This window comes from Stenotrophomonas sp. AR029 (genome assembly GCF_047520695.2).
Classification (GTDB): Bacteria; Pseudomonadota; Gammaproteobacteria; order Xanthomonadales; family Xanthomonadaceae; genus Stenotrophomonas; species Stenotrophomonas sepilia.
Genome location: NZ_JAXBQQ020000002.1, coordinates 207089 through 233365, shown reverse-complemented (window position 1 = coordinate 233365; position 26277 = coordinate 207089). Strand labels below are relative to the sequence as shown.

The 26277-nt window shown below is 67.1% G+C and carries 27 protein-coding genes; 15 read left to right on the top strand and 12 right to left on the bottom strand.

Translation table 11 applies throughout. From position 1 onward, the window contains the following. Positions 1 to 18 precede the first annotated feature (18 nt). Positions 19 to 582: a response regulator transcription factor gene (locus ACM0PB_RS07565; protein ID WP_005409063.1), complete on the bottom strand. Its 564-nt coding sequence runs from the start codon at positions 580 to 582 to the stop codon at positions 19 to 21. After that, positions 579 to 1805, bottom strand: coding sequence for an ATP-binding protein (locus ACM0PB_RS07560; RefSeq protein ID WP_414604267.1), 1227 nt, complete (start codon positions 1803 to 1805; stop codon positions 579 to 581). Before ACM0PB_RS07560 ends, ACM0PB_RS07565 begins: the two co-directional genes overlap by 4 nt. 114 nt (positions 1806 to 1919) lie before the next feature. On the opposite strand from ACM0PB_RS07560, the gene ispG reads away from it, so the two are divergent. The 3 genes from ispG (at position 1920) to ACM0PB_RS07545 (ending at position 4763) form a co-directional block, all read left to right on the top strand. Continuing rightward, entirely contained in the window at positions 1920 to 3185 is a 1266-nt protein-coding gene (ispG, locus tag ACM0PB_RS07555; protein WP_049423521.1) for a flavodoxin-dependent (E)-4-hydroxy-3-methylbut-2-enyl-diphosphate synthase, read from the top strand. Continuing rightward, positions 3166 to 3945 (top strand): phosphatase PAP2 family protein, encoded by a 780-nt coding sequence (locus ACM0PB_RS07550; protein ID WP_005416123.1) that lies wholly within the window; start codon positions 3166 to 3168, stop codon positions 3943 to 3945. Before ispG ends, ACM0PB_RS07550 begins: the two co-directional genes overlap by 20 nt. A 170-nt stretch (positions 3946 to 4115) precedes the next feature. Continuing rightward, positions 4116 to 4763, top strand: coding sequence for a response regulator (locus tag ACM0PB_RS07545; protein ID WP_005416124.1), 648 nt, complete (start codon positions 4116 to 4118; stop codon positions 4761 to 4763). 292 nt (positions 4764 to 5055) lie between these two features. Here the strand turns inward: ACM0PB_RS07545 and eda are convergent, their stop codons facing one another. The 5 genes from eda to zwf form a co-directional block, all read right to left on the bottom strand. Next, positions 5056 to 5715, bottom strand: coding sequence for a bifunctional 4-hydroxy-2-oxoglutarate aldolase/2-dehydro-3-deoxy-phosphogluconate aldolase (eda, locus tag ACM0PB_RS07540; RefSeq protein WP_049429315.1), 660 nt, complete (start codon positions 5713 to 5715; stop codon positions 5056 to 5058). A gap of 283 nt (positions 5716 to 5998) precedes the next feature. Then, entirely contained in the window at positions 5999 to 7915 is a 1917-nt protein-coding gene (edd, locus tag ACM0PB_RS07535; RefSeq protein WP_005416126.1) for a phosphogluconate dehydratase, read from the bottom strand. A gap of 58 nt (positions 7916 to 7973) precedes the next feature. Then, positions 7974 to 8696, bottom strand: a complete 723-nt coding sequence (gene pgl / locus ACM0PB_RS07530; protein ID WP_065185208.1) for a 6-phosphogluconolactonase — start codon at positions 8694 to 8696, stop codon at positions 7974 to 7976. Next, positions 8693 to 9700, bottom strand: a complete 1008-nt coding sequence (gene glk, locus ACM0PB_RS07525; RefSeq protein WP_005416128.1) for a glucokinase — start codon at positions 9698 to 9700, stop codon at positions 8693 to 8695. The genes pgl and glk overlap by 4 nt, the downstream gene beginning before the upstream one ends. Continuing rightward, entirely contained in the window at positions 9697 to 11133 is a 1437-nt protein-coding gene (zwf, locus tag ACM0PB_RS07520; protein WP_005416129.1) for a glucose-6-phosphate dehydrogenase, read from the bottom strand. The genes glk and zwf overlap by 4 nt, the downstream gene beginning before the upstream one ends. Before the next feature lie 352 nt (positions 11134 to 11485). On the opposite strand from zwf, the gene ACM0PB_RS07515 reads away from it, so the two are divergent. After that, positions 11486 to 12568: an ABC transporter ATP-binding protein gene (locus ACM0PB_RS07515; RefSeq protein ID WP_414604676.1), complete on the top strand. Its 1083-nt coding sequence runs from the start codon at positions 11486 to 11488 to the stop codon at positions 12566 to 12568. Between the two features lie 103 nt (positions 12569 to 12671). Here the strand turns inward: ACM0PB_RS07515 and ygfZ are convergent, their stop codons facing one another. After that, entirely contained in the window at positions 12672 to 13547 is an 876-nt protein-coding gene (gene ygfZ / locus ACM0PB_RS07510) for a CAF17-like 4Fe-4S cluster assembly/insertion protein YgfZ (protein WP_414604675.1), read from the bottom strand. A gap of 39 nt (positions 13548 to 13586) precedes the next feature. Between ygfZ and ACM0PB_RS07505 the strand changes: the two genes are divergently transcribed. From ACM0PB_RS07505 to ACM0PB_RS07460, 10 genes are all read left to right on the top strand, one after another. After that, positions 13587 to 13757 carry a DUF1674 domain-containing protein gene (locus tag ACM0PB_RS07505; RefSeq protein ID WP_005409075.1) on the top strand — a complete coding sequence of 57 codons (171 nt, stop codon included), beginning with the start codon at positions 13587 to 13589 and terminating at the stop codon, positions 13755 to 13757. 56 nt (positions 13758 to 13813) lie between these two features. Then, a complete protein-coding gene (sdhC, locus tag ACM0PB_RS07500; protein ID WP_005416132.1) occupies positions 13814 to 14206 on the top strand; it encodes a succinate dehydrogenase, cytochrome b556 subunit in 393 nt (130 codons plus the stop codon). After that, entirely contained in the window at positions 14203 to 14589 is a 387-nt protein-coding gene (sdhD, locus tag ACM0PB_RS07495; RefSeq protein ID WP_005409077.1) for a succinate dehydrogenase, hydrophobic membrane anchor protein, read from the top strand. Before sdhC ends, sdhD begins: the two co-directional genes overlap by 4 nt. Positions 14590 to 14620: 31 nt before the next feature. Next, on the top strand, positions 14621 to 16411 hold the full coding sequence (gene sdhA / locus ACM0PB_RS07490; RefSeq protein ID WP_014036803.1) for a succinate dehydrogenase flavoprotein subunit: 1791 nt from the start codon (positions 14621 to 14623) through the stop codon (positions 16409 to 16411). A 66-nt stretch (positions 16412 to 16477) separates the two neighbouring features. Next, a complete protein-coding gene (locus ACM0PB_RS07485; RefSeq protein ID WP_005409079.1) occupies positions 16478 to 17263 on the top strand; it encodes a succinate dehydrogenase iron-sulfur subunit in 786 nt (261 codons plus the stop codon). A gap of 98 nt (positions 17264 to 17361) precedes the next feature. Then, positions 17362 to 17610 carry an FAD assembly factor SdhE gene (locus tag ACM0PB_RS07480; protein WP_005416134.1) on the top strand — a complete coding sequence of 83 codons (249 nt, stop codon included), beginning with the start codon at positions 17362 to 17364 and terminating at the stop codon, positions 17608 to 17610. Continuing rightward, positions 17561 to 18010, top strand: coding sequence for a hypothetical protein (locus ACM0PB_RS07475; protein WP_032954094.1), 450 nt, complete (start codon positions 17561 to 17563; stop codon positions 18008 to 18010). The genes ACM0PB_RS07480 and ACM0PB_RS07475 overlap by 50 nt, the downstream gene beginning before the upstream one ends. Before the next feature lie 23 nt (positions 18011 to 18033). Then, entirely contained in the window at positions 18034 to 19275 is a 1242-nt protein-coding gene (locus ACM0PB_RS07470) for a lipoprotein-releasing ABC transporter permease subunit (protein ID WP_005416136.1), read from the top strand. Continuing rightward, a complete protein-coding gene (gene lolD, locus ACM0PB_RS07465) occupies positions 19268 to 19981 on the top strand; it encodes a lipoprotein-releasing ABC transporter ATP-binding protein LolD (RefSeq protein WP_414604674.1) in 714 nt (237 codons plus the stop codon). Before ACM0PB_RS07470 ends, lolD begins: the two co-directional genes overlap by 8 nt. 187 nt (positions 19982 to 20168) lie before the next feature. Beyond that, a complete protein-coding gene (locus ACM0PB_RS07460) occupies positions 20169 to 20618 on the top strand; it encodes a DUF6491 family protein (protein ID WP_414604673.1) in 450 nt (149 codons plus the stop codon). A 74-nt stretch (positions 20619 to 20692) separates the two neighbouring features. On the opposite strand, the gene ACM0PB_RS07455 is transcribed toward ACM0PB_RS07460, so the two are convergent. The 3 genes from ACM0PB_RS07455 to ftsY all read right to left on the bottom strand — a co-directional run bounded on the left by ACM0PB_RS07455 (position 20693) and on the right by ftsY (position 23457). Beyond that, entirely contained in the window at positions 20693 to 20962 is a 270-nt protein-coding gene (locus ACM0PB_RS07455; protein WP_005416139.1) for an oxidative damage protection protein, read from the bottom strand. 5 nt (positions 20963 to 20967) lie between these two features. Continuing rightward, positions 20968 to 22092: an A/G-specific adenine glycosylase gene (mutY, locus tag ACM0PB_RS07450; protein ID WP_139726973.1), complete on the bottom strand. Its 1125-nt coding sequence runs from the start codon at positions 22090 to 22092 to the stop codon at positions 20968 to 20970. Between the two features lie 84 nt (positions 22093 to 22176). Next, complete coding sequence (ftsY, locus tag ACM0PB_RS07445) at positions 22177 to 23457, bottom strand: signal recognition particle-docking protein FtsY (protein ID WP_005416141.1); 1281 nt, start codon at positions 23455 to 23457, stop codon at positions 22177 to 22179. A 129-nt stretch (positions 23458 to 23586) separates the two neighbouring features. On the opposite strand from ftsY, the gene ACM0PB_RS07440 reads away from it, so the two are divergent. Then, the gene (locus ACM0PB_RS07440) at positions 23587 to 23886 is read left to right on the top strand and encodes a hypothetical protein (RefSeq protein ID WP_065185205.1); all 300 of its coding nucleotides are present in this window, start codon (positions 23587 to 23589) and stop codon (positions 23884 to 23886) included. A gap of 167 nt (positions 23887 to 24053) precedes the next feature. On the opposite strand, the gene htpG is transcribed toward ACM0PB_RS07440, so the two are convergent. Continuing rightward, positions 24054 to 25946 carry a molecular chaperone HtpG gene (htpG, locus tag ACM0PB_RS07435; RefSeq protein WP_414604672.1) on the bottom strand — a complete coding sequence of 631 codons (1893 nt, stop codon included), beginning with the start codon at positions 25944 to 25946 and terminating at the stop codon, positions 24054 to 24056. Between the last annotated feature and the right edge of the window lie 331 nt (positions 25947 to 26277).

Here is a 26277-nt window from a genome sequence, read left to right as displayed (position 1 = left end):
GCGGCCGGCACTACCGCGTCACCGGCTCGGATCGCGTTCCGGACTGGGCCGCTTGGCCAGCTTGCGCTGCAGTGAGCGCCGGTGCATGCCGAGCAGGCGCGCGGCGGCCGAGACATTGCCGCCGGTTTCGTGCATCGCCTGCTGGATGTGTTCCCACTGCAGGCGGCTGATCGGCGTCATCGCATCGGGCACTTCCATTTCGCCATCGTCGGCCGGGCCGTCGTCCTCTTCACCGAGGGCGCGCAGGATCATCGGCACCGTGGCCGGCTTCGGCAGGTAATCATCCGCGCCCAGCTTGATCGCCTCCACTGCGGTGGCGATGCTGGCATAGCCGGTCACCAGCAGGATGCGCATGTCCGCGCGCAGTGCGCGCAGCGGCTGGATCAGCGCCAGGCCGGAATCGCTGCCCAGCTTCAGGTCGATCAGCGCGAACGCCGGCGGATGCTGGCGGGCCAGTGCCAGGGCACTGGCGGCATCCTGTGCGGTCTGTGTTTCCAGGCCCTTGCGGGCCAGGCTGCGCTGCAGGGTGCGCAGGTACAGCTCGTCGTCGTCGACCAGCAGACCAAGGGTTGAGGCGCTCATGGGGTTTCCTCGCGTGGGGCCAGCGGCAGGCGGAAGCCGACGCGGCTGCCGGCCCCCTGGGCCGGGCGCATCCACATCTCGCCGTCGAGGCGTTCGATGGTGGCATGGGACAGGGCCAGGCCGACGCCCATGCCCTCGCTCTTGCTGCTGCCGAACAGCTTGCCCGGCAGCACGGCGGCACGGGCGTCGAAACCATGGCCGTAGTCGCGTACTTCGCCGATCAGGTCGTCGCCCTCCATGCGCAGGTCCAGGTCCACGCGCGGCCGGCCGGCCTTCTCGCCTGCATCGGCGGCATTGTTGAGCAGGACCATCAACAGATGGCCTACGCCCGGGTCGAGCGGCAGCCGCAGCGGCGCATCGTCATTGCGGTGCAGGTCGATGGTCGGCCGCACCAGGCGCCATTGTTCAAGTACCTGCTGGGCGCTGGAATGGCTGCGGCCCGGCGCGTCGGCCGAGGCTGGTGCGGCCAGCGCCAGCACACGTTCCCGGCACTGCACCAGCAGCTCGCGCAGGGTTTCCATGTCTTCGCGCACTTCAGGCTCTTCGCTGCGCTCGGCGACATCGTCGGCGAGCAGGGTCATGGTCGCCAGCGGTGTGTTCAGCTCATGCGCGACCGAGGCGGCATGGGTGGCCAGGGCGACGATGCCCTCGTTGCGGGCGAAGCGCTCACGCAGCGCCGACAGTTCCAGTTCGCGCTCCCGCAGGGCCAGTGCCAGGCGGGTGGAGAAGGCCAGCACCACTGTGGCGGAAATCAGGAAGTTTGCGACCACGCCCCAGCGATTGAGGTCCTGAGAGCGGAAGTAGCCGTCCGGCAGCGCCTGCCCGAAAATGCCGCTGGCGGCGTAGCCGAGCAGGCAGGCCAGCGCGACCGCCAGTGCCCAGCGCAGGGGCAGGGCGAAGGCGGCCAGCGCGATCAGGATCAGGAACAGTGAGCTGAACGGGTTGGCCATGCCGCCGCTCCAGCCCACCATCCAGGTCAGGATGATCACGTCCACCAGGATATGGCCGAATGCGGTCAGCGGCGCAGTGCCGGCCGCTTCCGGGCGCAGCTGGGTATAGACGTTGAACAGGGCCAGCACCGCCACGCCGGCCCACAACGGCAGCTGCGGCAACGGCAGGCCCAGCACCCAGGTCGCGACCAGGATGGTGGCGGCCTGGCCGCCTACGGCAAGCCAGCGCAGGCTGCACAGGGTACGGAGAAACGGGGCGTCGGGACCGGTCATTCACGCTCATCGTATGCGTTCATGCGTGTACATGCCTGCGACAATCGGCCGCAGCCGTGCCGCAGGCTGAATGCGACTCACCCCGAATGCGGGAGTGGGCGGTAGAATGCGCCCATGCATGACGCCGTCACCCGCCCGACTCCCCCCTCCGATGCCACCGCCTGGCCCCGCCGCCAGACCCATGCCGTCCAGATCGGCGGGGTCACCGTAGGCGGGGGCAAGCCGGTGGTGGTGCAGTCGATGACCAACACCGATACCTCCGACGTGGCCTCCAGCGTGAAGCAGGTGGCCGAGTTGTGGCGTGCAGGTTCGGAGATGGTGCGGTTGACCGTCAACACCGTGGAAGCCGCTGCGGCCATTCCGCGCATCGTCGACAAGCTGGCGATGATGGGTATCGATGTACCGCTGATCGGTGACTTCCACTACAACGGCCACCAGCTGCTCACTGCCGAACCGGCATGTGCGGAAGCGTTGGCCAAGTACCGCATCAACCCGGGCAATGTCGGCTTCGGCAAGAAGAAGGACCTGCAGTTCGCCCAGTTGATCGAGTTCGCGATCCGCTACAACAAGCCGGTGCGCATCGGTGCCAACTGGGGCTCGCTGGACCAGGCCCTGGCGGCCAGGCTGATGGACGAGAACAACCTGCGCGAGCAGCCCTGGGACGCCGGCCGCGTGCTGCGTGAGGCGCTGATCCGTTCGGCGCTGGATTCGGCCGAGCAGGCCGTGGAACTGGGCCTGCCGCGCGATCGGATCGTGCTGTCGGCCAAGGTCAGTGGCGTGCAGGAACTGATCGCGGTGTACCGCGACCTGGCGCAGCGCTCGGACTTCGCCCTGCACCTGGGCCTGACCGAAGCCGGTATCGGCAGCAAGGGCATCGTCGCCTCGTCGGCAGCGCTGAGCGTGCTGCTGCAGGAAGGCATCGGTGACACCATCCGCATCTCGCTGACCCCGGAACCGGGCCAGTCGCGCACGCAGGAAGTGATCGTCGCCCAGGAACTGCTGCAGACCACCGGCCAGCGCGCCTTCACGCCGCTGGTCACGGCCTGCCCGGGCTGCGGCCGCACCACCTCCGAGTTCTTCCAGGAACTGGCCAAAGTGGTGCAGAACCATGTGCGCGAGAAGATGCCGCTGTGGAAGATCCACCACCCGGGTGCGGAGAACATGACCCTGGCGGTGATGGGCTGCATCGTCAATGGGCCGGGTGAGTCGCGCCATGCCAACATCGGCATCTCCCTGCCGGGCACGGGCGAGACGCCGGCAGCACCGGTATTCGTCGATGGCGAGAAGAAGGTGACCCTGCGTGGCGACAACATCGCCCAGGAGTTCGTCGCCCTGATCGACGATTACGTCGAACACAAATATGTCCGAAGCGCCGGATAAGCCTGCGATCCTCGCCGCTCCGGAGTCGGCCTCCGGTTTCCGCCACTGGATGGCGCGCAACGCCTGGCGCCTGGTCCTGCTGTTCGGTGGCGTACTGCTGCCGTTGGCGGGCTTCGTCGCCCTGGCTGACGAAGTGCACGAATTTGAATCGTTCCATTTCGATGCGCCGCTGCTGTGGCAGATGCATGGCCTGCATTCGCCATGGCTGGACCGCTTCTTCGTGCTCATCTCGAAACTGGGCTACGAGTGGTTCCTGATCCCTGCTGACGTGCTGATCATCGGTGCGCTGCTGGGCTACCGGCGCTGGCGCGAGGCGACCTTTGTCGCGGTCAGTTTCGTGGGATCGGCGTTGCTGAACATGGGCAGCAAGCACTTCTTCCAGCGCCAGCGCCCCAGCCTGTGGGAGTCGATTGCGCCGGAATCGACGTTCAGCTTCCCCAGCGGGCACGCCATGGGCTCGATGACCCTTGCCGCGACCCTGGTGCTGCTGGCCTGGAATACCCGCTGGCGCTGGCCGGTACTGCTGCTGGCGCCCCCGTTCAGCCTGCTGGTGAGCGTCTCACGGGTCTATCTGGGCGTGCATTATCCCTCGGACATCCTGGCCGGATGGTGTGCCGCGCTGGTTTGGGTGGTAGGGTGCTATCTGGTCATGTTCAGTCGCCGGCATCCTTGGCGACGTCGGGATTCGCCGCCAGCGACGGCCAGCGAAGCATCATCACAGGGGGGTGACGTGGATGACCCTTCCGGGGCGTCTACGTAATAGATCAGTTGTTTCGTTGCAGCAGGTTCTGCAAGACAGGGGGCAAGCACAACGCGCGTTACTGTGATGCGCAAGGCAGAACGCCTGGATCGCGTCCCGGACGCGCTTGCAGGGGTATCGGCGCCCTGCCTAGCTTGACCTGCAATGGCCGCATTCGAAGAGGTACGTGAATGACGATTCGAGTCTACCTGGTGGATGACCATGCGCTGGTCCGCACCGGGATGAAGATGATCCTGTCGGGGGAGACCGACATCGAGGTGGTGGGCGAAGCCGAGACGGGTGAAGACGCACTGCGCGACGTCCGCCAGCTGTTGCCGGACGTGGTGCTGTGCGACCTGCACCTGCCCGGTGTGAGTGGCATGGAAGTGACCGAGCGCATCGTCCGCAGCCACCGCAACACCCGCGTGGTGATCGTATCGGTGCTGGAAGACGGGCCGCTGCCGAAGCGCTTGCTGGAGGCGGGGGCCGCGGGCTACATCGGCAAGGGCTGCGATGCACAGGAGCTGCTGCGCGCGGTGCGCGATGTGGCCATGGGCCGTCGCTACCTGGGCACCAGCATCGCGCAGAACCTGGCCCTGTCGACGGTGGAGGGCAATGGATCGCCGTTCGACAGCCTGTCGCCGCGCGAACTGGAAGTAGCCTTGCTGCTGACCCAGGGCCTGCGCCAGGAAGACATCGCGCGGCGCCTGAGCCTGAGTGCGAAGACGGTGAACACGCACAAGGCGCGGTTGTTCGAGAAGATGGGGATCCACGACAACATCGCGCTGGCGCGCATGGCCAGCCAGTACGGGCTGGTGGATCCGGCGCGGCCGTTGTAAGGGTTTCGGCCAACGGCTGAGCCCCTCGCGGTGGTGCGGTTGGATTTCTGGGGTTGGCCCTGCGGAGGGACCGCGCAGGGGACGCCGTGAATCCATCCCTGAAGGCTCGGGCGCGCCATCCATGGCGCTTACGCCCCTGCGCAATCCCTCCGCAGGGCCACCGACAGTTTCCGTGCGCCGCCACCGCGGAATGAAGATTGAAGAGCAGGAGCGGGTCGCGCGCTGTGCGCGCTCGCAACCTGGGGTCGGATCCCTTTCCCGGCGGGAAAGGGCTCTGACCCCGATCTTCATGTCAGTGGCCGCGCACGCGCTTGATGATCTTCGCGGCGTCGGCGGCGCTGGCGCGCACCTTGTCCCATTCGCCGTCGGCAATCCAGTTGCCCGGCACCATCCACGAACCACCGATGCAGACCACGTTCTTCTGCTCGAGGTACTCGGCGGCGGTGTTCTCGGTGATGCCGCCGGTCGGGCACAGCTTGAGGTCGGCAACCGGGCCGGCCAGTCCCTTGATCATCGCCAGCCCGCCCACGGCTGTGGCCGGGAACAGCTTGCACACGCGGAAACCGCGGGCGTAGAGCGACAGCAGCTCGGTCGGCGTCGCCGCACCCGGCACCACCGGCAGCGGCGCAGCGGCAAGTGCATCAGCCAGCGCCGGCGGCGTCCCCGGGGTCACCAGGAAGTCAGCACCCGCATCGATCGACTGCTGCATCTGCTCCACGGTCAGCACCGTACCGGCGCCCACCACCACGTCCGGCAGCTCGCGCTTGAGCATTGCCAGCGCTTCCATCGCCACCGGCGTGCGCAGCGTCAGCTCGATCGCCGGCAGACCACCTTCCAGCAGCGCCGCACTGACCGCTCGCGCCTGGTCCAGCGTATGAATCGTCACCACCGGCAGGATGCCCGCCGCATGCAACAGCTCCGCCGCCTTCACCTGATGTTGTTCGATACCCATGCTTTTGCCCTTGCCTTTGCTCTTCTTGATTCAGTGGCCGCAGCGCAAATGACGCGCCGGGAATTGTCCAAGGGCAGTAGAGCGCCCTGGCCGGGACTGTGAGCGGCATGAATGCCGCGATCGAGCCCCCATGGGTGAGGGCGCTTTGCTTGCGAAGCACCGCTTTGCAAGCGCCCGAACGCCCAACCGCCAGCGGTTGGGCCGGCCCCGTAGGGGGTTTACGGCGTGTCCCGGCCAGGGCGCTCTACTGCCCAAGCCGGGAAGCCTGCCGCGGCTTTTCGCGTCAGGCGTCTTTCGCCTCATGCGGCGCCGCCGCCGCTGCGGCATCGTGCCCCAGCTCATACTCCGCGTCGTACTCCCACGGCCCGCCATCGGCCGCCGCCGGCCCGCACGAAATCGAAATCGCGCCCTGGTCGGCCGGGCCCACCACGCGACGGTTGATCGCGAACAGGTTGCGGCCCAGGTCATGCGCGGCCGGCGCGGTGTTCGGCGCCAGCGGACGTGCTGCCCATTCCGCCGCGTCCACCAGCACTTCCAGCGTGCCGGCCTCGCCGTCGAGGCGGATCATGTCGCCCTCGCGGACCTTGGCCAGCGGGCCACCACGCGCCGCTTCCGGCGTCACATGGATGGCCGCCGGGATCTTGCCCGACGCACCGGACAGGCGGCCGTCGGTGACCAGCGCCACGCGCCGGCCCTGGTTCTGCAGCAGGCCCAGCAGCGGTGCCAGCGAATGCAGTTCGGGCATGCCGTTGGCACGCGGGCCCTGGTAGCGCACCACCGCCACGAAGTCCTGCGGCAGCAGGCCACCGGCGTGCAGCTTGTTCAATACCTGCGGTGCATCGACCACCACCGCAGGTGCTTCGATCGTCCGGTACTGCGGTTTCACCGCCGACAGCTTGATCAGCGACTTGCCGAGGTTGCCACGCAGCAGGCGCAGGCCACCCTGGTGCTCGAACGGATTGTCGACGCCACGAACCACTTCGTCATCGGCGCTGTGTTCCAGGCCCGGCAGGTAGACCAGCCGGCCGTCACGCAGTTGCGGCTCGCGCGCATAGTCGGACATGCCGCCACGCGCGACGCTGACCAGATCGCCGTGCATCAGGCCCGCCTTGATCAGCTCGCCGAACACGAAGGCCGGGCCGCCAGCGGCCGCGAAACGGTTCACGTCGGCCTCGCCGTTCGGGTAGACACGGGCCAGCAGCGGAATCAGCTGCGACAGTTCGTCGAAGTCGTCCCAGGTCAGCACGATGCCGGCCGCACGCGCCACCGCGATCCAGTGGATGGTGTGGTTGGTCGAACCGCCAGTGGCCATCAGCGCGATGACCGCGTTGATGATCGCGCGCTCGTCGATGATCCGGCCCAGCGGGCGGAAATCGTCGCCCAGTGCGGTGATGTCCAGCGCGCGTTCGGTTGCCTCGCGGGTCAGGGCGTCGCGCAGCGGCGTGCCCGGATTGACGAACGATGCGCCCGGCAACTGCACGCCCATGGCTTCCAGCAACACCTGGTTGGAGTTGGCCGTGCCGTAGAAGGTGCAGGTGCCCGCACCGTGGTACGACGCGGACTCGGCTTCCAGCAGCTCTTCGCGGGTGGCCTCACCGGCGGCGTAGCGCTCGCGCACTTCGGCCTTCTGCTTGTTCGGGATGCCCGGGGTCATCGGGCCGGCCGGTACGAACACCGCCGGCAGATGGCCGAAGGCCAGCGCACCGATCAGCAGGCCCGGCACGATCTTGTCGCACACGCCGAGGTAGACGGTGGTATCGAACATGTCATGGCTGAGGCCGATGGCCGTGGCCTGGGCAATGACATCGCGCGAGAACAGCGACAGCTCCATGCCACCACGGCCCTGGGTGACACCGTCGCACATCGCAGGGACGCCGCCGGCGACCTGCGCGGTGGCGCCCAGCTCGCGGGCGATGTCGCGGATCTGTTCGGGATAGGTCTCGAACGGCTGGTGGGCCGACAGCATGTCGTTGTAGGCGGTGATGATGCCCAGGTTCGGCGTCACGCCGCCGCGCAGGCGGCTCTTGTCGGTGCCGCCGCAGGCGGCGAACCCGTGGGCGAGGTTGCCGCAACTCAGGCGGCTGCGGAACGGGCCCTCACGCAGGGAGGCATCGATCGCGGCCAGATAGGCGGCGCGCGAGGCGGCGCTGCGGCGGATGACGCGCTCAGTGATGGCTTGCAGTTGAGGATGGAGGCTCATTGGCTACCGGCGTTCATGGTGGCGAGAGGCAAGCGGCGGCACGGTGCCGCCGCCGACATCAATCAGCCCAGTGGACGCGCAGGCGCGCGCCTTCCAGGTTGATCGCATTGAGGATCGGGTACTGCTGGGCGTCGTTGCTGTCCAGCGCCTGGCGCAGTACCTGCAGCTTCTGCTTGCCACGCAGCAGCAGCAGGCGCTGGCGGCACTGGCGCAGGCCGTGCGGGGTCAGCGTGATGCGCAGCGGCCACTGGTTCGCGCCTGGGCAGCCGGTGGCATCCAGCGCGGCATAGGGCAGGGTGCTTTCCAGTGCGCGTGCGAGGTCTTTCGAGCCAGGGAACAGCGAGGCGGTGTGCCCGTCGTTGCCCATGCCCAGCGCTACCAGGCTCGGCGGCTGGCTGTGCTGCGCCTGCAGGTTGGCGGTGTACACGCATTCGGGCAGTGGCTTGCCGATCCGTACCAGCGGATCGAAGTGGGCGCCCTCGGTGCGCTTGAGCAGGTGCTCGCGCACCAGCCAGGCGTTGCTGTCGCGATCCTGCGGCGACAGCCAGCGCTCGTCGGCCAGGCTCACTTCAACCCGGTCCCAGTGCACGTCCAGCTCGGCCAGTGCCTGGTAGACCGGGGCCGGCGTGGTGCCGCCGGACAACAGGATGCGGGCGCGGCCCACGTCATTGATGTCGTGGTTGAGGGTGCGTGCCATCTCAGCGGCCACCGCTTCGATCCAGCCGTCGGCGTCGCCGTGCTGGATGAACTCGATGCGGTCGTCGTGGAAGCTGGGGTTCATGCGGCAACTCCTGGTGCGTCACGTTCGGCGTCGGTGGCATAGGCGGCGGCGCCAAGCAGTCCGGCGTGGGGATGCATCACCGCCAACGAGGGCACGCGCGCCATGATCGAGGAGAAGCGGCCCTTGTGTTCGAAGCGCTGGCGGAAACCGGAGTGCTGCAGCGAATCGAGCATCTTCGGGGTCAGGCCTCCGGTCAGGAACACGCCATCCCAGGCGCCCTGGGTGAGCACCAGGTCACCGGCGATGGCGCCGAACACGGCGCAGAACACGTCCACGGTGCGCATTGCCTGCGGATCACCGTGCAGGGCACGGGCGGTCACGTCCACCGGCTGCAGCTGGCCCGGGTCGATACCGGCCATCTCGCACACGGCGCGGTGGATGTTGACCAGGCCGGGGCCACAGATCAGGCGCTCGTTGGAGACGCGGCCGAACTGTTCGGACAGGATCTCGAGGATGCGGATCTCTTCCGGAGTTCCCGGCGGGAAACTGACATGGCCGCCTTCGGTTTCCAGCGGATAGCAGCGGCCGTGGCGCATGATCAGGCCGCCCACGCCGAGGCCGGTACCCGGCCCGATCACTGCGTAGTTGCGCGGCTGGCCCGGCTTGCCCGGAACCCAGGCGGCACCGCCGACCTGGACCACGTCCTCGGGCTGCAGCAGCGAGATCGCCATCGCCTGTGCGGCAAAGTCGTTGATCAGGTGCAGTTCGTCGAAACCGAGCATCGCTGCGGTGCGGTTGCGCGAGATCACCCACGGATGGTTGGTGATGCGCGCTTCATCGCCATCAACGCGACCGGCCACTGCGAACACGCCGCGGCTTGCGCTGGCGCCGATCTGTTCCAGGTGGTGGCGCGCCGCATCACCCAGCGAAGGGAACTCCGCCACCGCGTATTCGCGGATGCTGTCCTTCCGCAGCGGCGCGTCCTGCGAGGTATCGGCCAGGGCGAAGCGGGCGTTGGTGCCGCCGATGTCGGCCACCAGCACCGGCTGCGAGCTGGCGCTCATGCCGACGCTCCGCTGTCCGGTGCGTCCACGCCCTGCGGCAGGAACTCGCCGGCATTGCTCGGGCCCCATTGGCCGGCGGGGTAGGGCTCCAGCGGCAGCTTGGCGTCCTTCCACGCGTCGGCGACGCTGTCGATCCAGGCCCACGCTGCACGCACTTCGTCGTCGCGCACGAACAGCGTGTGATTGCCATTGAAGGCATCCAGGAACAGGCGCTCGTACGCGATGCGGCGATGCAGGCCGGTTGGCACTGACAGTTCCAGTTCCAGCGGATGCAGTTCCAGCGCGCCCCATTCCGGGCCGGCCAGGCTGCTCATCAGGCCCAGTTCGATGTTTTCCTGCGGCTGCAGCTGGAACACCAGGCGGTTCGGTGCGGCCTGCGCGCGCTGCGGGCGCTCGAACAGCCAATGGGTGACCGGCTTCAGCGTGACCACCACGCGGGTGGTGCGCTCGGGCAGGCGCTTGCCGGTGACCAGATGGAACGGCACGCCGCTCCAGCGCCAGTTGTCGATATGCGCGGTGACACCGGCGAAGGTTTCCACGTCGCTGCCTTCCGGCGGCTGGTAAGCCTGCGCCGGCTGGCCGTTGATGGTGCCAGCGGTGTAGCGGCCGCGGATGCTGTCACGCGCGGCGTGCTTCGCGTCGAGCGGGCGAAGGGCGCGCAGCACCTTGACCTTCTCGTCGCGGATGCGGTCGGCTTCCAGCGACGCCGGCGGCTCCATCGCCACCATGCACAGCAGCTGCAGGATGTGGCTCTGCACCATGTCGCGCAGCGCGCCGGAGCGGGCGTAGTAGGCGTCACGGCCGTCCACGCCTTCGCTCTCGGCCACCAGGATGTGCACCGATTCGATGTAGTTGCGGTTCCACACCGCTTCCAGCAGCGTATTGCCGAAGCGCAGCGCGATCAGGTTCTGCACTGCCGCCTTGCCCAGGTAGTGGTCGAGGCGGAACACGCGGTCCTCGTCGATCCACTGGCCGATGGTGCTGATGATTTCCTCGGCGCTCTCGCTGTCGCTGCCGATCGGCTTCTCCAGCATCAGGCGTGCCGGCGCGGCGAGGGCGCCGCCCTTGGCCAGGCCTTCGCAGGTGGAAATGTACAGGCCCGGCGGAATGGCGAGGTAGCTGACGCACTTGCGGTGCACCAGGTCGGAGACCGCAGCGGCAACCGAGTCGACGTCGCGCAGGTCCACCGAACGGTAGTCGATGCGGCGCAGCAGGGCAGCGATGTCGTCCTGCGTGGCCATCGGCATGGCCTGCTGCAGGCGCGGCCGCAGGATGTCATGGAAGGCTTCGGTGTCATGCCCGGACAGGGCCAGTGCGCGGATGCGGAAGTCCTCCGGCAGCAGGCCGTCGCCAAGCAGGCGAAGCAGCGAAGGGAACAGGTAGCGCTGGGCCAGATCACCTGTGGCACCGAACAGGAAGAGGGTGTCGTGCATCGCTCGAGTTTCAGATCCGGGTGACATCGTTGTCAATCGCTTCATGGCTGGGTTCGGGGGACATCCGCGCAACTGCCTGTCCGAGGTTCGTCAGGGGCGATCTCCGGGGTTGCGGAAGACCGTTCCATTCGAAACCACTACCTCGGCGGAACCTTCGTTCAACCGCCGACGCAGATCGGTGCGCACCGATCATCGGATAGTGCCACGTGAAAACGTTTACATGGCAGAATGGGCAACTGTATTCGATTGCAGTGCTCGCCGTCATGCGGCAGGCGCGCAATCATCACTGCCATCGGGAGGGCCGAGGCAGTCCCAAAAGACAGCCCGGCTTCGGGCGGACCGGATAGGTGATATGGCAAAAGTGCAGTTGCAGGGTGTGCGCAAGGTCTATGACAACGGCCAAGTCGCGGTGAAGGACGCCACCTTCGAGGTCGCCGATGGCGAGCTGATGGTGCTGGTCGGTCCGTCCGGCTGTGGCAAGTCGACCCTGTTGCGGATGGTGGCGGGCCTGGAAGAGATCAGCGGTGGCACGCTGACGATTGGTGATCGCGTGGTCAACGACGTGGCGCCGAAGGATCGCGACATCGCCATGGTGTTCCAGAGCTACGCGTTGTATCCGCACATGACCGTGGCCGAGAACCTGGCCTTCGGCCTGAAGCTGCGCGGGCATGACAAGGCAACCATCGACAAGCGCATCGCCGAAGCCGCGCAGACGCTGGGCCTGACCGAGATGATGGACAAGCTGCCCAAGGCGATGTCCGGTGGCCAGCGTCAGCGCGTGGCACTGGGCCGGGCGCTGGTGCGCGAGCCGGCGGTGTTCCTGCTCGACGAGCCGCTGTCCAACCTCGACGCCAAGCTGCGCCACAGCGTGCGCACCGAGATCGCGCAGCTGCACCGCAAGCTGGGCACCACCATGATCTACGTGACGCACGACCAGGTTGAAGCGATGACCCTGGGCCAGCGCATCGTGGTGCTGAAGGACGGCATCATCCAGCAGATCGATACGCCGATGGCGCTCTACGACCGCCCGGCCAACCTGTTCGTGGCCGGTTTCCTCGGCAGCCCGGCGATGAACGTGCTGCGCGGCACGCTGCAGGGCGATGCCGGCGGCGTGAGCGTGGTCGACGGCGAATGGCGTGCCCCCCTGGGCCAGGCGACGATCGATCCGGCATGGCTGCAGAAGCCGATCGCGGTGGGCGTGCGCCCGGAGCACCTGCAGCCGGCGGCTGCCGATGATGCGCATGCATTCACCGCGCGCATCGAAGGCATCGAACCGGTCGGCAACGAGATCTTCGTCAACATGAGCAGTGGCCAGCACGCGCTGACCATGCGCGTGGCACCACAGTCGCTGCCAGCAGTGGGCGAGCAGATCCGCGTGGCGATTCGCCCGCAGGGCCTGCATTTCTTCAACGCAGAGAGCGGCGAGCGCCTGTAGCCGGTAGTGCTGGCCGCTGGCCGGCAACCTCGACCCTGCATGGTTGCCGGCCAACGGCCGGCACTACCATTCCTGCACCCACCCGTGCAGGTCCCCGCTCGCTTCAGCGGGCCAGGCCATCCAGCAGCGGCACGCGCTGCGCAATGGCATCACCCACCTGCAGCTCGGCGTCGCCAGCCTCCAGCGGCAGCACCGCCAGCGCCAGGTCACCGGCTACGCTGGCGATCATGCCCAGCGTCGCGCCGTCCTGCAGCACGCCATCGCCGGCCTGTGCCGGTGCCGCAGTATGCAGCAGCTGCACCGCGCGCTTGGCCTTGCCGAGGAAGTGGGTGCGGGCGACGATTTCCTGGCCCGGGTAGCAGCCTTTCTTCACGCTGTAGCCATTCAGGCGGTCCAGGCCCAGCTGCTGCGGGGTCCACACTTCGCGCTGGCTTTCGTCCAAGCGCGGCAATCCGTAGCGCAGGTCGGCCTGGCGCCAGGCGAGGGCGAAGGCGGCCTCATCGGTTTCGCTGCCGGATGCAACGGCAGCCGCCGCCCCGATGCGCAGGGTGCGCGGCAGGGCGTCGCTGCCCAGGTCCAGCTCCCAGCCGTCACCTGCAGCGAGCGCGATCGCGGCGCCGCTGGCAGCCTCGGGCGCAGTGAACGCACCGGCCACGGCCAGATCGCTGCGCACCTGTACCTGCACCTTGCGACGGAACACGAAGCGCTGCAGTTGCGACGCAATCTCATCGGCATCGCCGTCGGCCAGCACCAGCATCACGTGATCGTCGGCCAGCCGGAGCAGCTGGAACACTGCCAGGGTGCGGCCCTTGGCAGTCAGCCAGGCGCTCCACTGCCAGTGCAGCAGGGGCAGGGCGGTGACATCGCTGCTGAATTGGGCGTGGGCGAAGGCGGCCGCATCCGGGCCCTGCAGGCTCAGCAGCTGGTGGCCGGGCAGGCGCGGATATCCGACGAAAGCAGGGGGCAGGTTGTCAGGCACGTGAACGAGGTCTAAAATTTGTGCGTTGCGAGACCGAACATGATAGGCCAAACAACCCCCACTCCCGACGACGAATCTGAAGCCCCGCTGGTCCCTGCGGCACCCGTGCCCGTGGAACAGGAAAAAGCAGAGGAATTCGGCGGCCGCGGCGGACTTGATCCGGTGCGGTATGGCGATTGGGAGAAAAACGGACGCTGCATCGATTTCTGATCAGCATTGAGCCAACGCGGCCGCGTGCCGCCCAGCCGAGACAACGAGCCCAGCGAATGGCGACCAGACAACGCCCACTTTCCCCGCACCTTCAGGTGTATCGCTGGCAGATTCAGATGGCCACCTCGATCCTGCATCGAGCCACTGGCATCTTTCTGTCTGTTGGTGCCCTCATCATCGCTGCCGGCCTGCTGGCCCTGATGATGGGGCCCGAGTCCTGGAACTGCTTCACCGGCCATGCCGGGGCCTGGTATGGCCGCGTGTTCCTGTTCGCGTGGACATGGTCGTTCGCCTATCACCTGTGCAATGGCATCCGTCATGTAGTGCAGGACTTCGCCATCGGCTTCAGCATCCCTGCCTTCATCCGCAGCAGCTGGCTGTCGGTCATCGGCAGCCTGGTGATCACCCTGCTGGTGTGGGCCTATGTGATGTTCGGAGGTGCCGCGTGAGCAAGTTCCGTACCCCGCTGAAGAACGTGCGCGGCCTGGGCTCGGCCAAGACCGGCACCGAGCATTTCGTGCACCAGCGCCTGACCGCCGCCGCGCTGGTGGTGCTGGGCATCTGGTTCCTGGTCTTCGTACTGGGCCTGCTGGGCTCGGATTACGCGACCGCCGCCGCCGCCGTGGCCAAGCCGTGGAATGCAGTGCCGCTGATCGGCCTGCTGATCGCCATGTTCTGGCACGCGCAGCTCGGCATGCAGGTCGTGCTGGAAGACTACATCCACGAATCGCTGCTGGCCCTGGTGCTGCAGACCGCGGTGAAGTTCGTCGCCGTGCTCGGCATGATCGTCAGTGTGTTTGCGGTGGGCCGCATCGCCCTCGGCGTTGCCTGAGCCCAGGCACCTACACAGGAATCCAGATTAGATGTCCGCTTACAAGATCACCGAACACAAGTACGACATGGTCGTGGTCGGCGCCGGCGGTGCCGGCCTGCGCGCCACGTTCGGCCTGGCCGCCAAGGGCCTGCAGACCGTGTGCCTGACCAAGGTCTTCCCGACCCGTTCGCACACCGTCGCCGCCCAGGGCGGTATTTCGGCCGCACTCGGCAACATGGGCGAGGACGACTGGCGCTACCACTTCTTCGACACCATCAAGGGTTCGGACTGGCTGGGTGACCAGGACGCCATCGAGTACATGTGCCGTGAGGCCATCCCGGCCATCATCGAACTCGAACACTACGGTGTGCCGTTCTCGCGCACCGCCGAAGGCAAGATCTACCAGCGTCCGTTCGGTGGCATGACCACCAAGTACGGCGAAGGCCCGGCGGCGCAGCGTACCTGCGCGGCGGCCGACCGTACCGGCCACGCGATGCTGCACACCCTGTACCAGCAGTCGCTGAAGCACGATGCGCGCTTCATGATCGAGTACTTTGCGCTCGACCTGATCTTCGACGACGAAGGTGCCTGCCGCGGCGTGCTGGCCCTGGACATGTCCGATGGCACGCTGCACCTGTTCCGCGCCCAGGGCGTGGTGCTGGCCACCGGCGGCTACGGCCGTGCCTACTTCAGCGCTACCTCGGCGCACACCTGCACCGGCGACGGTGGCGGCCTGGCCATGCGTGCCGGCATCGCCATGCAGGACATGGAGTTCGTGCAGTTCCACCCGACCGGCATCTACGGCGCCGGCTGCCTGATCACCGAGGGTGTCCGCGGTGAAGGCGGCATCCTGCGCAACAGCAGCGGCGAGCGCTTCATGGAGCGCTATGCACCGCACTACAAGGACCTGGCCTCGCGCGACGTGGTCAGCCGTTCGATGACCATCGAGATCCGCGAAGGCCGCGGCGTCGGCGAGCACAAGGATCACATCCTGCTCGACCTGACCCACCTCGGCCCGGGCGTGATCGACGAGAAGCTGCCGGGCATCGCCGAGAGCGCCCGCATCTTCGCAGGCGTCGACGTGCACAAGCAGCCGATCCCGGTCATTCCGACCGTGCACTACAACATGGGCGGCATCCCGACCAACTACCACGGTGAAGTGGTGCAGAAGGTCGGCGACAACGACAACGCCGTGGTGCCGGGGCTGTACGCCATCGGCGAAGCGGCCTGCGTGTCCGTGCACGGCGCCAACCGCCTGGGCTCGAACTCGCTGCTCGACCTGGTGGTGTTCGGCCGTGCGGTGGCCAACCGCTGCGCCGAGACCATCAAGCCGGGCGCCGCGCACAAGCCGCTGCCGGCCGATGCCTGCGACAAGGCGCTGGGCCTGCTGGACAAGCTGCGCCACGCCAACGGCGATACCCCGACCTCGGTCATCCGCGACCGCATGCAGCGCACCATGCAGGCCGACGCGGCCGTCTTCCGCACCAGCCAGACGCTGAAGGAAGGCTGCGAGAAGATGGACAAGATCTTCGACTCGTTCCAGGACGTGAAGGTCTCCGACCGTTCGCTGGTCTGGAACTCGGACCTGATCGAGACCTACGAGCTGAACAACCTGCTGCTCAACGCGGTGGCGACGATCAACTCGGCTGAACAGCGCAAGGAAAGCCGTGGTGCGCATGCGCACGAGGACTATCCGGACCGCGACGACGTCAACTGGCAGAAGCACACCCTGGTCAGCGTCGACGAGAAGGGCAAGTGCAGCTTCGACTACCGTCCGGTGCACATGTACACGTTGACCGACGACGTGTCCGTGGTGCCGCCGAAGCCGCGCGTGTACTGATCCGACCCCGCCTACCATGCAATCCGCGCCCACGGGCGCGGGCCGCCTGAGCCAACGAGAGCAGCCATGGCCGAGTTTTCACTCCCCAAGAATTCCAAGATCACGAAGGGCAAGCACTTCCCCGTCAAGAACGGCGGCAAGAATGTGCGCACCTTCAAGATCTACCGCTGGAGTCCGGACGACGACAGCAACCCGCGCACCGATACCTATGAAGTCGATCTGGACGCCTGTGGCCCGATGGTCCTGGACGCCCTGATCAAGATCAAGAACGAGATCGACCCGACCCTGACCTTCCGCCGCTCCTGCCGCGAAGGCATCTGTGGTTCGTGCGCGATGAACATCGACGGCACCAACACCCTGGCCTGCACCCGAGCCATCTCGGACTGCGGCAAGAAGGAAGTGCCGATCTACCCGCTGCCGCACATGAACGTGGTCAAGGATCTGGTTCCGGACCTGACCCACTTCTACGCGCAGTACGCCTCGATCAAGCCGTGGATCCGCACCCAGACCCCGGCACCGCCGGACCGTGAGCGCCTGCAGTCGCCGGAAGACCGCAAGAAGCTCGACGGCCTGTATGAGTGCATCCTGTGCGCCTGCTGCTCGACCAGCTGCCCGAGCTACTGGTGGAACGGCGAGCGTTACCTGGGCCCGGCGATCCTGCTGCAGGCCTATCGCTGGATCATCGACTCGCGCGATGAGGACACCGGCGCGCGCCTGGACGATCTGGAAGATCCGTTCAAGCTGTACCGCTGCCACACCATCATGAACTGTGCCCGGACCTGCCCGAAGGGCCTGAACCCGGCGCTGGCGATCGCCGAGATCAAGAAGCTGATGATGGAGCGCCGCGCCTGATACAGGCCTGGCAGTACCCGGTGGAGCCACGCCACGCGAGGCTGCACCACCCAGTAGAGCCACGCCATGCGTGGCTTTGCTGTATCTGGAGAAGCACGATGGAAGACGATGTCCTGCTGAAGAAGCTGCGCTGGCGCTGCCGCCGCGGCATGCGAGAACTGGACCAGCTGTTTGGCCGCTACCTGGACCACGAATGGCGCACTGCGCCGACCGAAGAGCGCGAGGTTTTCCTGTTCCTGCTCGACTGCGAGGACGATAAGTTGTGGCGCTGGTTCATGGGCTATGAGGCCTGCCCGCATGCGCACGCGATCCCCCTCATGCAGAAGATCCTCGCCCTCAAGCCTTGAGTGGCGCCCCTCGCGGCTGCAGGCCGCCGCCCAGGTCGTGGTGCTGCTGGCCGCCCCCTGGTTGCTGCGTGCCTCCGATCTGCCTGCGCGGCTGCTGATGCCCGCGCTGCTGCTGGCCTGGGGCGTCGGGTTGGCCGAACTGGCCTGGCGCCAGCGCCGGCCGCGCGTGCAGGTGCTTCTGCCTTCGCTTCCCGGGCCACTGCAGGTGGCCGGGCGGGACGTCGATACGCCAAGGCTGGTGGTGCGTGGCCCATGGCTGTTGTTGCTGTGGCGTGAGGATCGGCGCCGCCGGCGCCTGCTGTTCTGGCCGGATGTGCTCGATTCCGGGCAGCGACGTGAACTGCGACTGGCCGTGGCCGCACGCAGCGTTTCCCGTCAGCCCCGGTCGATGGCACCATAAGCTGAATTGACCGGCGTGCCTGCATGTTCAAACCCATTCCCGTGGCCATTGGCCTGCGCTACCTGCGCGCCAAGCGCCGCAACGGCTTCATCTCCTTCATCTCGATGGCATCGATCCTGGGCATCGCGCTCGGCGTTACGGTGCTGATCACCACTCTGGCGGTGATGAGCGGTTTCCAGAAGGAAATCCGCAGCCGCCTGCTGCAGATGACCGCACATACCACCATCAGCCGCGACGGCGAGCCGATGCCGGACTGGATGCGGGTGGTCGATGTCGCCCGCAAGGATCCGCGCGTGGCGGGTGCCGCGCCGTACATCGAGATCCAGTCGATGATCAGCGGCCCGCGCGTGCAGGGCGCGATCATCCAGGGCATCGATCCGGCCCTGGAGCCGAACGTCTCGGTGATCGACAGGAAGGTCACCAAGGGCAGCTATGACAGCCTCAAGCCGGGCAGCTTCAACCTGCTGCTGGGCAAGGAGCTGGCGATCTGGCTGGGCGTGGACGTTGGCGACCAGGTGCTGGTGACTTTTGCCGAAGTGCAGGGTACGCCTGCCGGTGCAGTGCCACGGATGAAGCGCTTCACCGTCAGCGGCATCTTCGAGGCCGGGTACAACGAGGTCGATCGCGGCGTCGGCTTCGCCAACATGCAGGACCTTGAGCGCGTGCTGCGTAGCGACGGCGCCACCGGCGTGCGGCTGAAGCTGCACGACATGGACCGTTCGCTGGAAGTGGGCGTGGACCTGGCGCAGAGCCTCGGTGGCGCCTATCGCGTGAGTGACTGGACGCAGCAGAACGCCAATCTCTACCACTCGCTGCGCATGGAGAAGGTGGTGATGGGCATCCTGCTGTCGCTGATCATCGCCATGGGGGCCTTCAACCTGGTGTCCTCGCAGGTGATGCTGGTGACCGACAAGCAGGCCGACATTGCCATCCTGCGCACCCTGGGCCTGACCCCGGGCGGGGTGATGCAGGTGTTCATGGTGCAGGGCTCGTTGATCGGCATCTTCGGCACGCTGGCCGGCCTGATCGGTGGCATCACCCTGACCCTCAACCTGGAACGCATCCTCGGCGCCATCGAGAGCGTGTTCAACGTCAAGCTGCTGCCGGAGGATGTGTACTACATCACCGGCCTGCCGACCGACATGCAGACCGGCGACGTGGTGGCGATCACAGTGGTCGCGCTGCTGATGAGCTTCCTGGCCACCCTGTATCCCGCCTGGCGGGCAGCACGCACCCAGCCGGCGGAGGCCCTGCGTTATGAATAAGGTCGTCAACCGCGGCGATGAAGTGATCCGCGCCGAAGCGCTGGGCAAGACCTATGCCGAAGGGCGCATGCAGACGCCGGTGTTCGATGGGCTGGACCTGACCGTGACTGCTGGCGAGACGGTGGCGATCATCGGTGCCTCCGGTGCCGGCAAGAGCACGCTGCTGCACCTGCTGGGCGGCCTGGACATTCCGACTGCCGGCGAAGTGTATGTGACCGGCCAGCGCATGTCGGCGCTGTCGGATACCGCGCGCGGTCTGCTGCGCAACCAGGCGCTGGGCTTCGTCTACCAGTTTCATCACCTGCTGCCGGAATTCACCGCGCTGGAAAACGTGATGATGCCGGTGCTGCTGGCCGGCACCGCCGTGGCCGAGGCGAGCAGCCGGGCGACCACGCTGCTGGAAGCGGTCGGCCTCGGCCATCGCCTGGACCACAAGCCGGGCGAGCTGTCCGGCGGCGAACGCCAACGTGCCGCAGTGGCGCGTGCGCTGGTCAACCATCCCGCCTGCGTGCTCGGCGACGAGCCGACCGGCAACCTGGATGACCGCACCGCCGGCAGCGTGTTCGAGCTGATGCTGGAACTCAACCGCGCGCGCCATACCAGCCTGGTGCTGGTGACCCACGACCGCAGCCTGGCGCGGCGCCTGGACCGGGTGCTGGAGCTGCGCGAAGGGCGCCTGCACGCGCTGGCCCACGCCGACGTCTGAGCGCTGGGACCGCTTTGGTAGAGGCCGGCCTTGGTCGGCTGCTCCTGCAGGGCAAGCGCCAACCAAGGTTGGCGTCTACCGTGGTCCGGCCAGTAGCCGCCGACCGGCGGCTGAATGGGGCACGAGCCGTCGCGCCGGCGTTGCCAGCCCAGGCGCATGATGGCGACAGTTCCCCGAGGAGATCGCCATGAAGACCCCGATCCTGATGGCCGGACTCTGCCTGGCACTGGCCGCCTGTGCGACGACCGGCCGGCTCAGCAGTACCGAAAGACTGGATCTGTACCGTGCCCACGCCGGCGCGCCGCAGAACGACATGCAGTTCTTTGGCAGCCTCAATGGCTGGACCGAGCTGGGCGACAGTGCGCTGGCGGTGTGGACCCGTCCCAGCGAAGCCTATCTGCTGGAGTTGAATGGTCCCTGCCAGGACCTGCCGTATGCGACCGCCATCGGTCTGACCAGCAGCATGGGCCGTGTGTCGTCGCGCTTTGACAAAGTGCTGGTGCGCGACCCCACCGGCGGCCCGCGCCTGCCGTGCTTCATCAACAGCATCCGCAAGCTGGATGTGAAGGCGCTGCGCGCGTCCGAGCAGAAGCTGCGCCAGGCGCAGGTGCAGGAGCGCGAGGAAAACGCGAAATAGCGCGGTAGTGCCGGCCGCTGGCCGGCATCGCGCAGATGCCAGATTGCCGGCCATCGGCCTGCACGACCTGCCTGTCAGGTTTCCGGGGTGAAGCCGGCCGGCTTTTCCGCGTCCTTCTCGAACAGGAACTTGACCAGTTCGCCTTCAAGGAACGCACGATGTTCCGGCGTGCGCGGCGACAGCCGGTTCTCGTTGATCAGCATGGTCTGGTGGGCCAGCCACGCGGCCCAGGCCTGCTTGCCGATGTTGTTGAAGATGCGCTGGCCCAGCTCGCCGGGGTAGGGCACGAAGTCCAGGCCCTCGGCATCGCGTTGTTCGTACTGGCAGAAGACGGTTCGGGGCATGGCATTCACTCGTGGTTACGGGGTTTGCTGGAATTTCGTTTCGGCGTCTTGATCGTGGCGCCGTCGAGCAGTTTGCGGATCGGTGCCGGCAGGCCCAATGCGGGTAGCTCGTCGTTGGCGACCCAGCGCAGCGTGGGTTCTTCCACACGCAGGCCGCGCACCTTCCGTGACAATACCTGCAGGTGCAGCCTGTAGTGGCTGAAGGTGTGCTGCAGCACCGGCAGTTCCTCTGCATCTTCCAGCGAGCCGTCGACATGTGCGTCGAACCAGTCCTGCAGGTCGCTGCCGGCCTCGGCCTGCGGCAGCGTCCACAGCTGCGCCCAGATGCCGGTGTCCGGCCGCTTCTGCAGCAGCACGCGTTGCTGGGCGTCGCGCAGCAGCAGGGCGACCGCTTCGCGTTCGGGCAGGGTCTTGCTGGGCTTGGGCGTGGGCAGTTCAGCGGTGCGGCCTTCGCGCCGCGCCACGCACGCGTCCTGCAGCGGGCAGATCACGCAGGCCGGCTTGGCCCGGCTGCATACCGTCGCGCCCAGATCCATCTGCGCCTGGGTGTAATCGGCCATGCGCCCGGCCGGCACCTGCGCGACGTGCGCCTGGGCAATCGCCCACAGTTGTTTCTCGATGGCCGGCAGGCCGGGAAAGCCGTCGATGCCGTGGTAGCGGCTGAGCACGCGCTTGACGTTGCCGTCGAGAATCGCGAACCGATCGTTCCATGTCTGGCTGAGGATCGCACCGGCGGTGCTGCGGCCGATGCCGGGCAGGGCATGCAATGCATCGAAATCGCGCGGCAGGTCGCCGTCGTGCAGTTCCACGCAGCGCTTTGCGGCGGCATGCAGGTTGCGTGCGCGGGCGTAGTAGCCGAGCCCGGCCCACTGCGCCATCACCGCGTCATTGCTGGCGGCGGCGAGCTCGGGCAGGGTTGGGAAGTGCTGCAGGAACCGATGGAAGTACGGGATGACCGTGGCCACCTGGGTCTGCTGCAGCATGATCTCCGACAACCAGACCCGATAGGGGCTGCGCGGGTGCTGCCAGGGCAGGTCATGGCGACCGTGGTCGTCGAACCAGTGCAGCAGGCGGGCGACGAAGTCGTCTTCCTTGGCAGTGTCGGCGCTGGCGTGCGGCTGGCGGGGCATGAGTGTTCCGGAAGGAGGCAGCCACCCATGGGGTGGCTCTACCAGATCGCAGTAGAGCCACGCCATGCGTGGCTGCACGGTGTATCAGGCGCCCAATGCTTCGGGCAGCAGGGCGTCGACGAAGGCTTCCGGGTCGAATACACGCAGGTCTTCCGGGCGCTCGCCAATGCCGGCGAAGCGGATCGGAATGCCGAACTCGCGGGCCAGTGCGAACACCACGCCGCCCTTGGCGGTGCCGTCCAGCTTGGTCACCACCAGGCCGGTCACGTTCACTGCGGCATTGAACTGGCGCAGCTGCGACAGCGCGTTCTGGCCGGTGGTGCCGTCGATCACCATCAGCACTTCGTGCGGGGCGGTGGGGTCGATCTTGCCGAGCACGCGGCGGATCTTGCCCAGCTCGTTCATCAGCCCGGACTGGGTGTGCAGGCGGCCGGCGGTATCGGCGATCAGCACCGAGGTGCCGCGGGCCTTGCCGGCCTGCAGCGCGTCGAATGCCACCGAAGCGGCATCGGCGTTCTGCCCCTGCGCAACCACGGCCACGCCGTTGCGCTCGCCCCAGGCCTGCAGCTGGGCCACGGCGGCGGCGCGGAAGGTATCGCCGGCAGCCAGCATCAGGCTGTGGCCGTCATCCTTGAAGCGCTTGGCCAGCTTGCCGATGGTGGTGGTCTTGCCGACGCCGTTGACGCCGACGGTGAGCACTACGAAGGGCTTGGCATTGCGGTCGATCACCAGCGGCTTGGCCACCGGCTGCAGGATCGCGATCAGTTCGGCGCGCAGCGCGGCCAGCAGCGCATTGGCGTCGGCGAACTCGCGCGACTTCATGCGCTTGCGCAGGCCCTCGACCAGATCGGTGGTGGCGCCCACGCCGACGTCGGCGGTGATCAGGGCGGTTTCCAGCTCGTCCAGCAGATCGTCGTCGAGCTTGGGGTTGCGCGAGAACAGGCCGCCGAAGCTGCGCGCGATGACGCTGTTGCGCAGGCGCTCGCGCCAGCCGGGCTTGCCGGCGGGCGCCGGAGGGGCATCCACCAGCGCAGGCAGGTCGGTGGCCGGGGCGGTGGGTTCCTCGACCGGAATGACCGGAGCCAGAGGAGCCAGCACAGCGGCCGCAGCGAGCGCTTCAGCCTGGACGTCCTCGGGCGCGGTGGCCGGCTGCGCAGCTGGCACGGCAGGCACTTCGGCGACCGGGGCCGATTCCGGTGCAGGTGCGGGTGCATTGGCTTCGACCACCGCGGCGGTGGGTGCGTCTTCGGCCGGGGCGGCCGACGGGAACGCCGCCGCCAGCTCTTCAGCCGAGTAGTGCTGGGTCTTGGACGCCTCCGTGGTGGGGGCATCCTGGGGCTTCTTGCGGCGGAAAAAACTGAGCATTGGCAAAAGGCGCTGAAATCAGAGGGATATGCTACCACTCAGGCCTGTCGGGCCGATGTGGACTCAAGGTCGCGGCCGGCCGGCCGTTAACCGGTCCGGAGGGTTGCGCGGAGCGGCCCGGAGACCGCCATGAACAACGTGATGGGAATCGCCCTCGGCGGGATGCGTGCGGCCCAGCAGGGCGTGCAGGTGGCAGCGCACAACGTGGCCAATCTGGCCACCCCCGATGCGCAGCGCCTGCAGTTGCAGCGCGGTGCCACTGGACAGGGTGGGGTGCAGGCCTCGGTGACTGCCGCCGGCGCTGATGTCGGTGCACCGCTGGGAGATCTGCTGGCGGCGAAAGCCGAGGTGGTGGCCTTCGCCGCCAATGCCTCGGTGATCCGCCGCCAGGACCCGTTGCTGGGTTCGCTGCTGGATCGGGAAGCCTGAGCCCCCTCGGCAGGCGCGAACCGCCGCCCCTGGTGGGTGCCAACCCTGGTTGGCATGCTTACCCCCCCTGGCAGGTGCCAACCTTGGTTGGCACGCTTTTGGGGCGCCAACCAAGGTTGGCCTCTACCAAGGCACCGCTGGGCCATGCCCGGCGACCACCGCCTCGATCAGGCCGACAGCTCCAGCAGCAGCTTGTTCAGGCGCGCCACATAGGCACCCGGATCCTTCAGGCTGTCACCGGCGGCCAGCGCGGCCTGGTCGAACAGCACCCGGCCGAGGTCGTCGAAGCGCGCGCCATCGGCTTCGGCGTCGAGCTTGGCGATCAGCGGATGGCCCGGGTTGATCTCCAGCACCGGCTTGCTGTCCGGCACCTTCTGCCCGCTGGCTTCCAGGATCTGGCGCATCTGCAGGCCCAGGTCCTGCTCGCCGATGGCCAGCACCGCCGGCGAATCGGTCAGGCGGTGCGACACGCGCACCTCGGCCACTTCGTCACCCAGGACCGTCTTGAGCCGCTCGACCAGGCCCTGCTTGTCCTTTGCTGCCGCTTCCTGTGCCTGCTTGTCCGCATCGGTTTCCAGTGCGCCCAGGTCGAGATCGCCACGGGCGATGTCGACGAAGCCCTTGCCGTCGAAATCGGTCAGGTAGCCCATCAGCCACTCGTCGATGCGGTCGGTCAGCAGCAGCACTTCCACGCCCTTCTTGCGGAACACTTCCAGGTGCGGACTGTTGCGCACCTGGCTGTAGCTCTCGCCGGTGAGGTAGTAGATCTTGTCCTGGCCTTCGGTCATGCGGCCGATGTAATCGGCCAGCGACACGCTCTGCGCATCGCCGTCGCCACGGGTGGAGGCGAAGCGCAGCAGGCCGGCCACCTTCTCGCGGTTGTTGTAGTCCTCGGCCGGGCCTTCCTTCAGCACCTGGCCGAACTCCTTCCAGAACGTGGCGTACTGCTCGGGCTTGTCGGTGGCCAGCTTCTCCAGCATGTCCAGCGAACGCTTGGTCAGCGCCGATTTCATCGAATCGATGACCGGGCCGGACTGCAGGATCTCGCGCGAGACGTTCAGCGACAGGTCGTTGGAATCGACCACGCCCTTGATGAAGCGCAGGTACAGCGGCAGGAACTGCTCGGCCTGGTCCATCACGAACACGCGCTGCACGTACAGTTTCAGGCCCTTGGGCGCATCGCGGTGGTACAGGTCGAACGGCGCGCGGCCGGGCACGTACAGCAGCGAGGTGTACTCCAGCTTGCCCTCGACCTTGTTGTGGCTCCACGCCAGCGGGTTGCTATGGTCGTGCGCTACGTGCTTGTAGAACTCGGTGTACTCGGCGTCGCTGATCTCGGTGCGCGGGCGGGTCCACAGCGCGCTGGCGCGGTTGACGGTCTCCCACTCGACGGTGGCGCCTTCTTCGCCACCTTCCTTCGGCATCTGGATCGGCAAACCGATGTGGTCCGAGTACTTCTTGAGGATGCTGCGCAGGCGCCAGCCATCGGCGAAGTCGTGCTCGCCGTCCTTCAGGTGCAGCACGATGCGGGTACCGCGCTCTGCCTTGTCGACGGTGGCCACTTCGAAATCGCCTTCCCCACGCGAGCTCCAGCGCACGCCTTCGGCTGCAGCCAGGCCGGCGCGGCGCGAGGTCACTTCCACTTCGTCAGCGACGATGAAAGCGCTGTAGAAGCCGACGCCGAACTGGCCGATCAGCTGCGAATCCTTCTTCTGGTCGCCGGACAGCTGCCGCAGGAAGTCGCCGGTGCCGGACTTGGCGATGGTGCCGAGGTGGGCGATGGCTTCGGCGCGGCTCATGCCAATGCCGTTGTCTTCGATGGTGATGGTGTGGGCGGCGGCGTCGAAGCTGACGCGCACGCGCAGCTCGCTGTCGCCTTCCAGCAGCGCCGGCTGGGTCAGGGCCTCGAAGCGTAGCTTGTCGGCGGCGTCGGCAGCGTTGGAGACCAGCTCGCGCAGGAAGATTTCCTTGTTGGAGTACAGCGAGTGGATCATCAGCTGCAGCAGTTGCTTGACTTCGGTCTGGAAGCCAAGGGTTTCGGTCTGGGTGGTCTCGGTCATCGATAGGGCTCCATGTGCAATGCCGCGCCAGCGCGTGCGGCCTCGCCAAGGGGTAGGGGTGATTGTCCCGAAATCAAGGGGTTGTTCGGCCGGGCTGCGCCCGGCACCCGCAGAGGCCAGAGCAACAGCCGAAGCAACAGCGGGCTATCCGTGGGATGGCGGGGCGGTGTCGGATTGCGGGGACGCCGTGAACCCGTCCTTGGGGCTTGGCCGCGGCATCCATGCCGCGGACGCCGCGCAATCCGACACCGCCCCGCCTTCGATAGTTGGCCGGCGGCCAGTAGATCCACGCCATGCGTGGATGGAATCTCTCAGATATCGAAATCCAAAC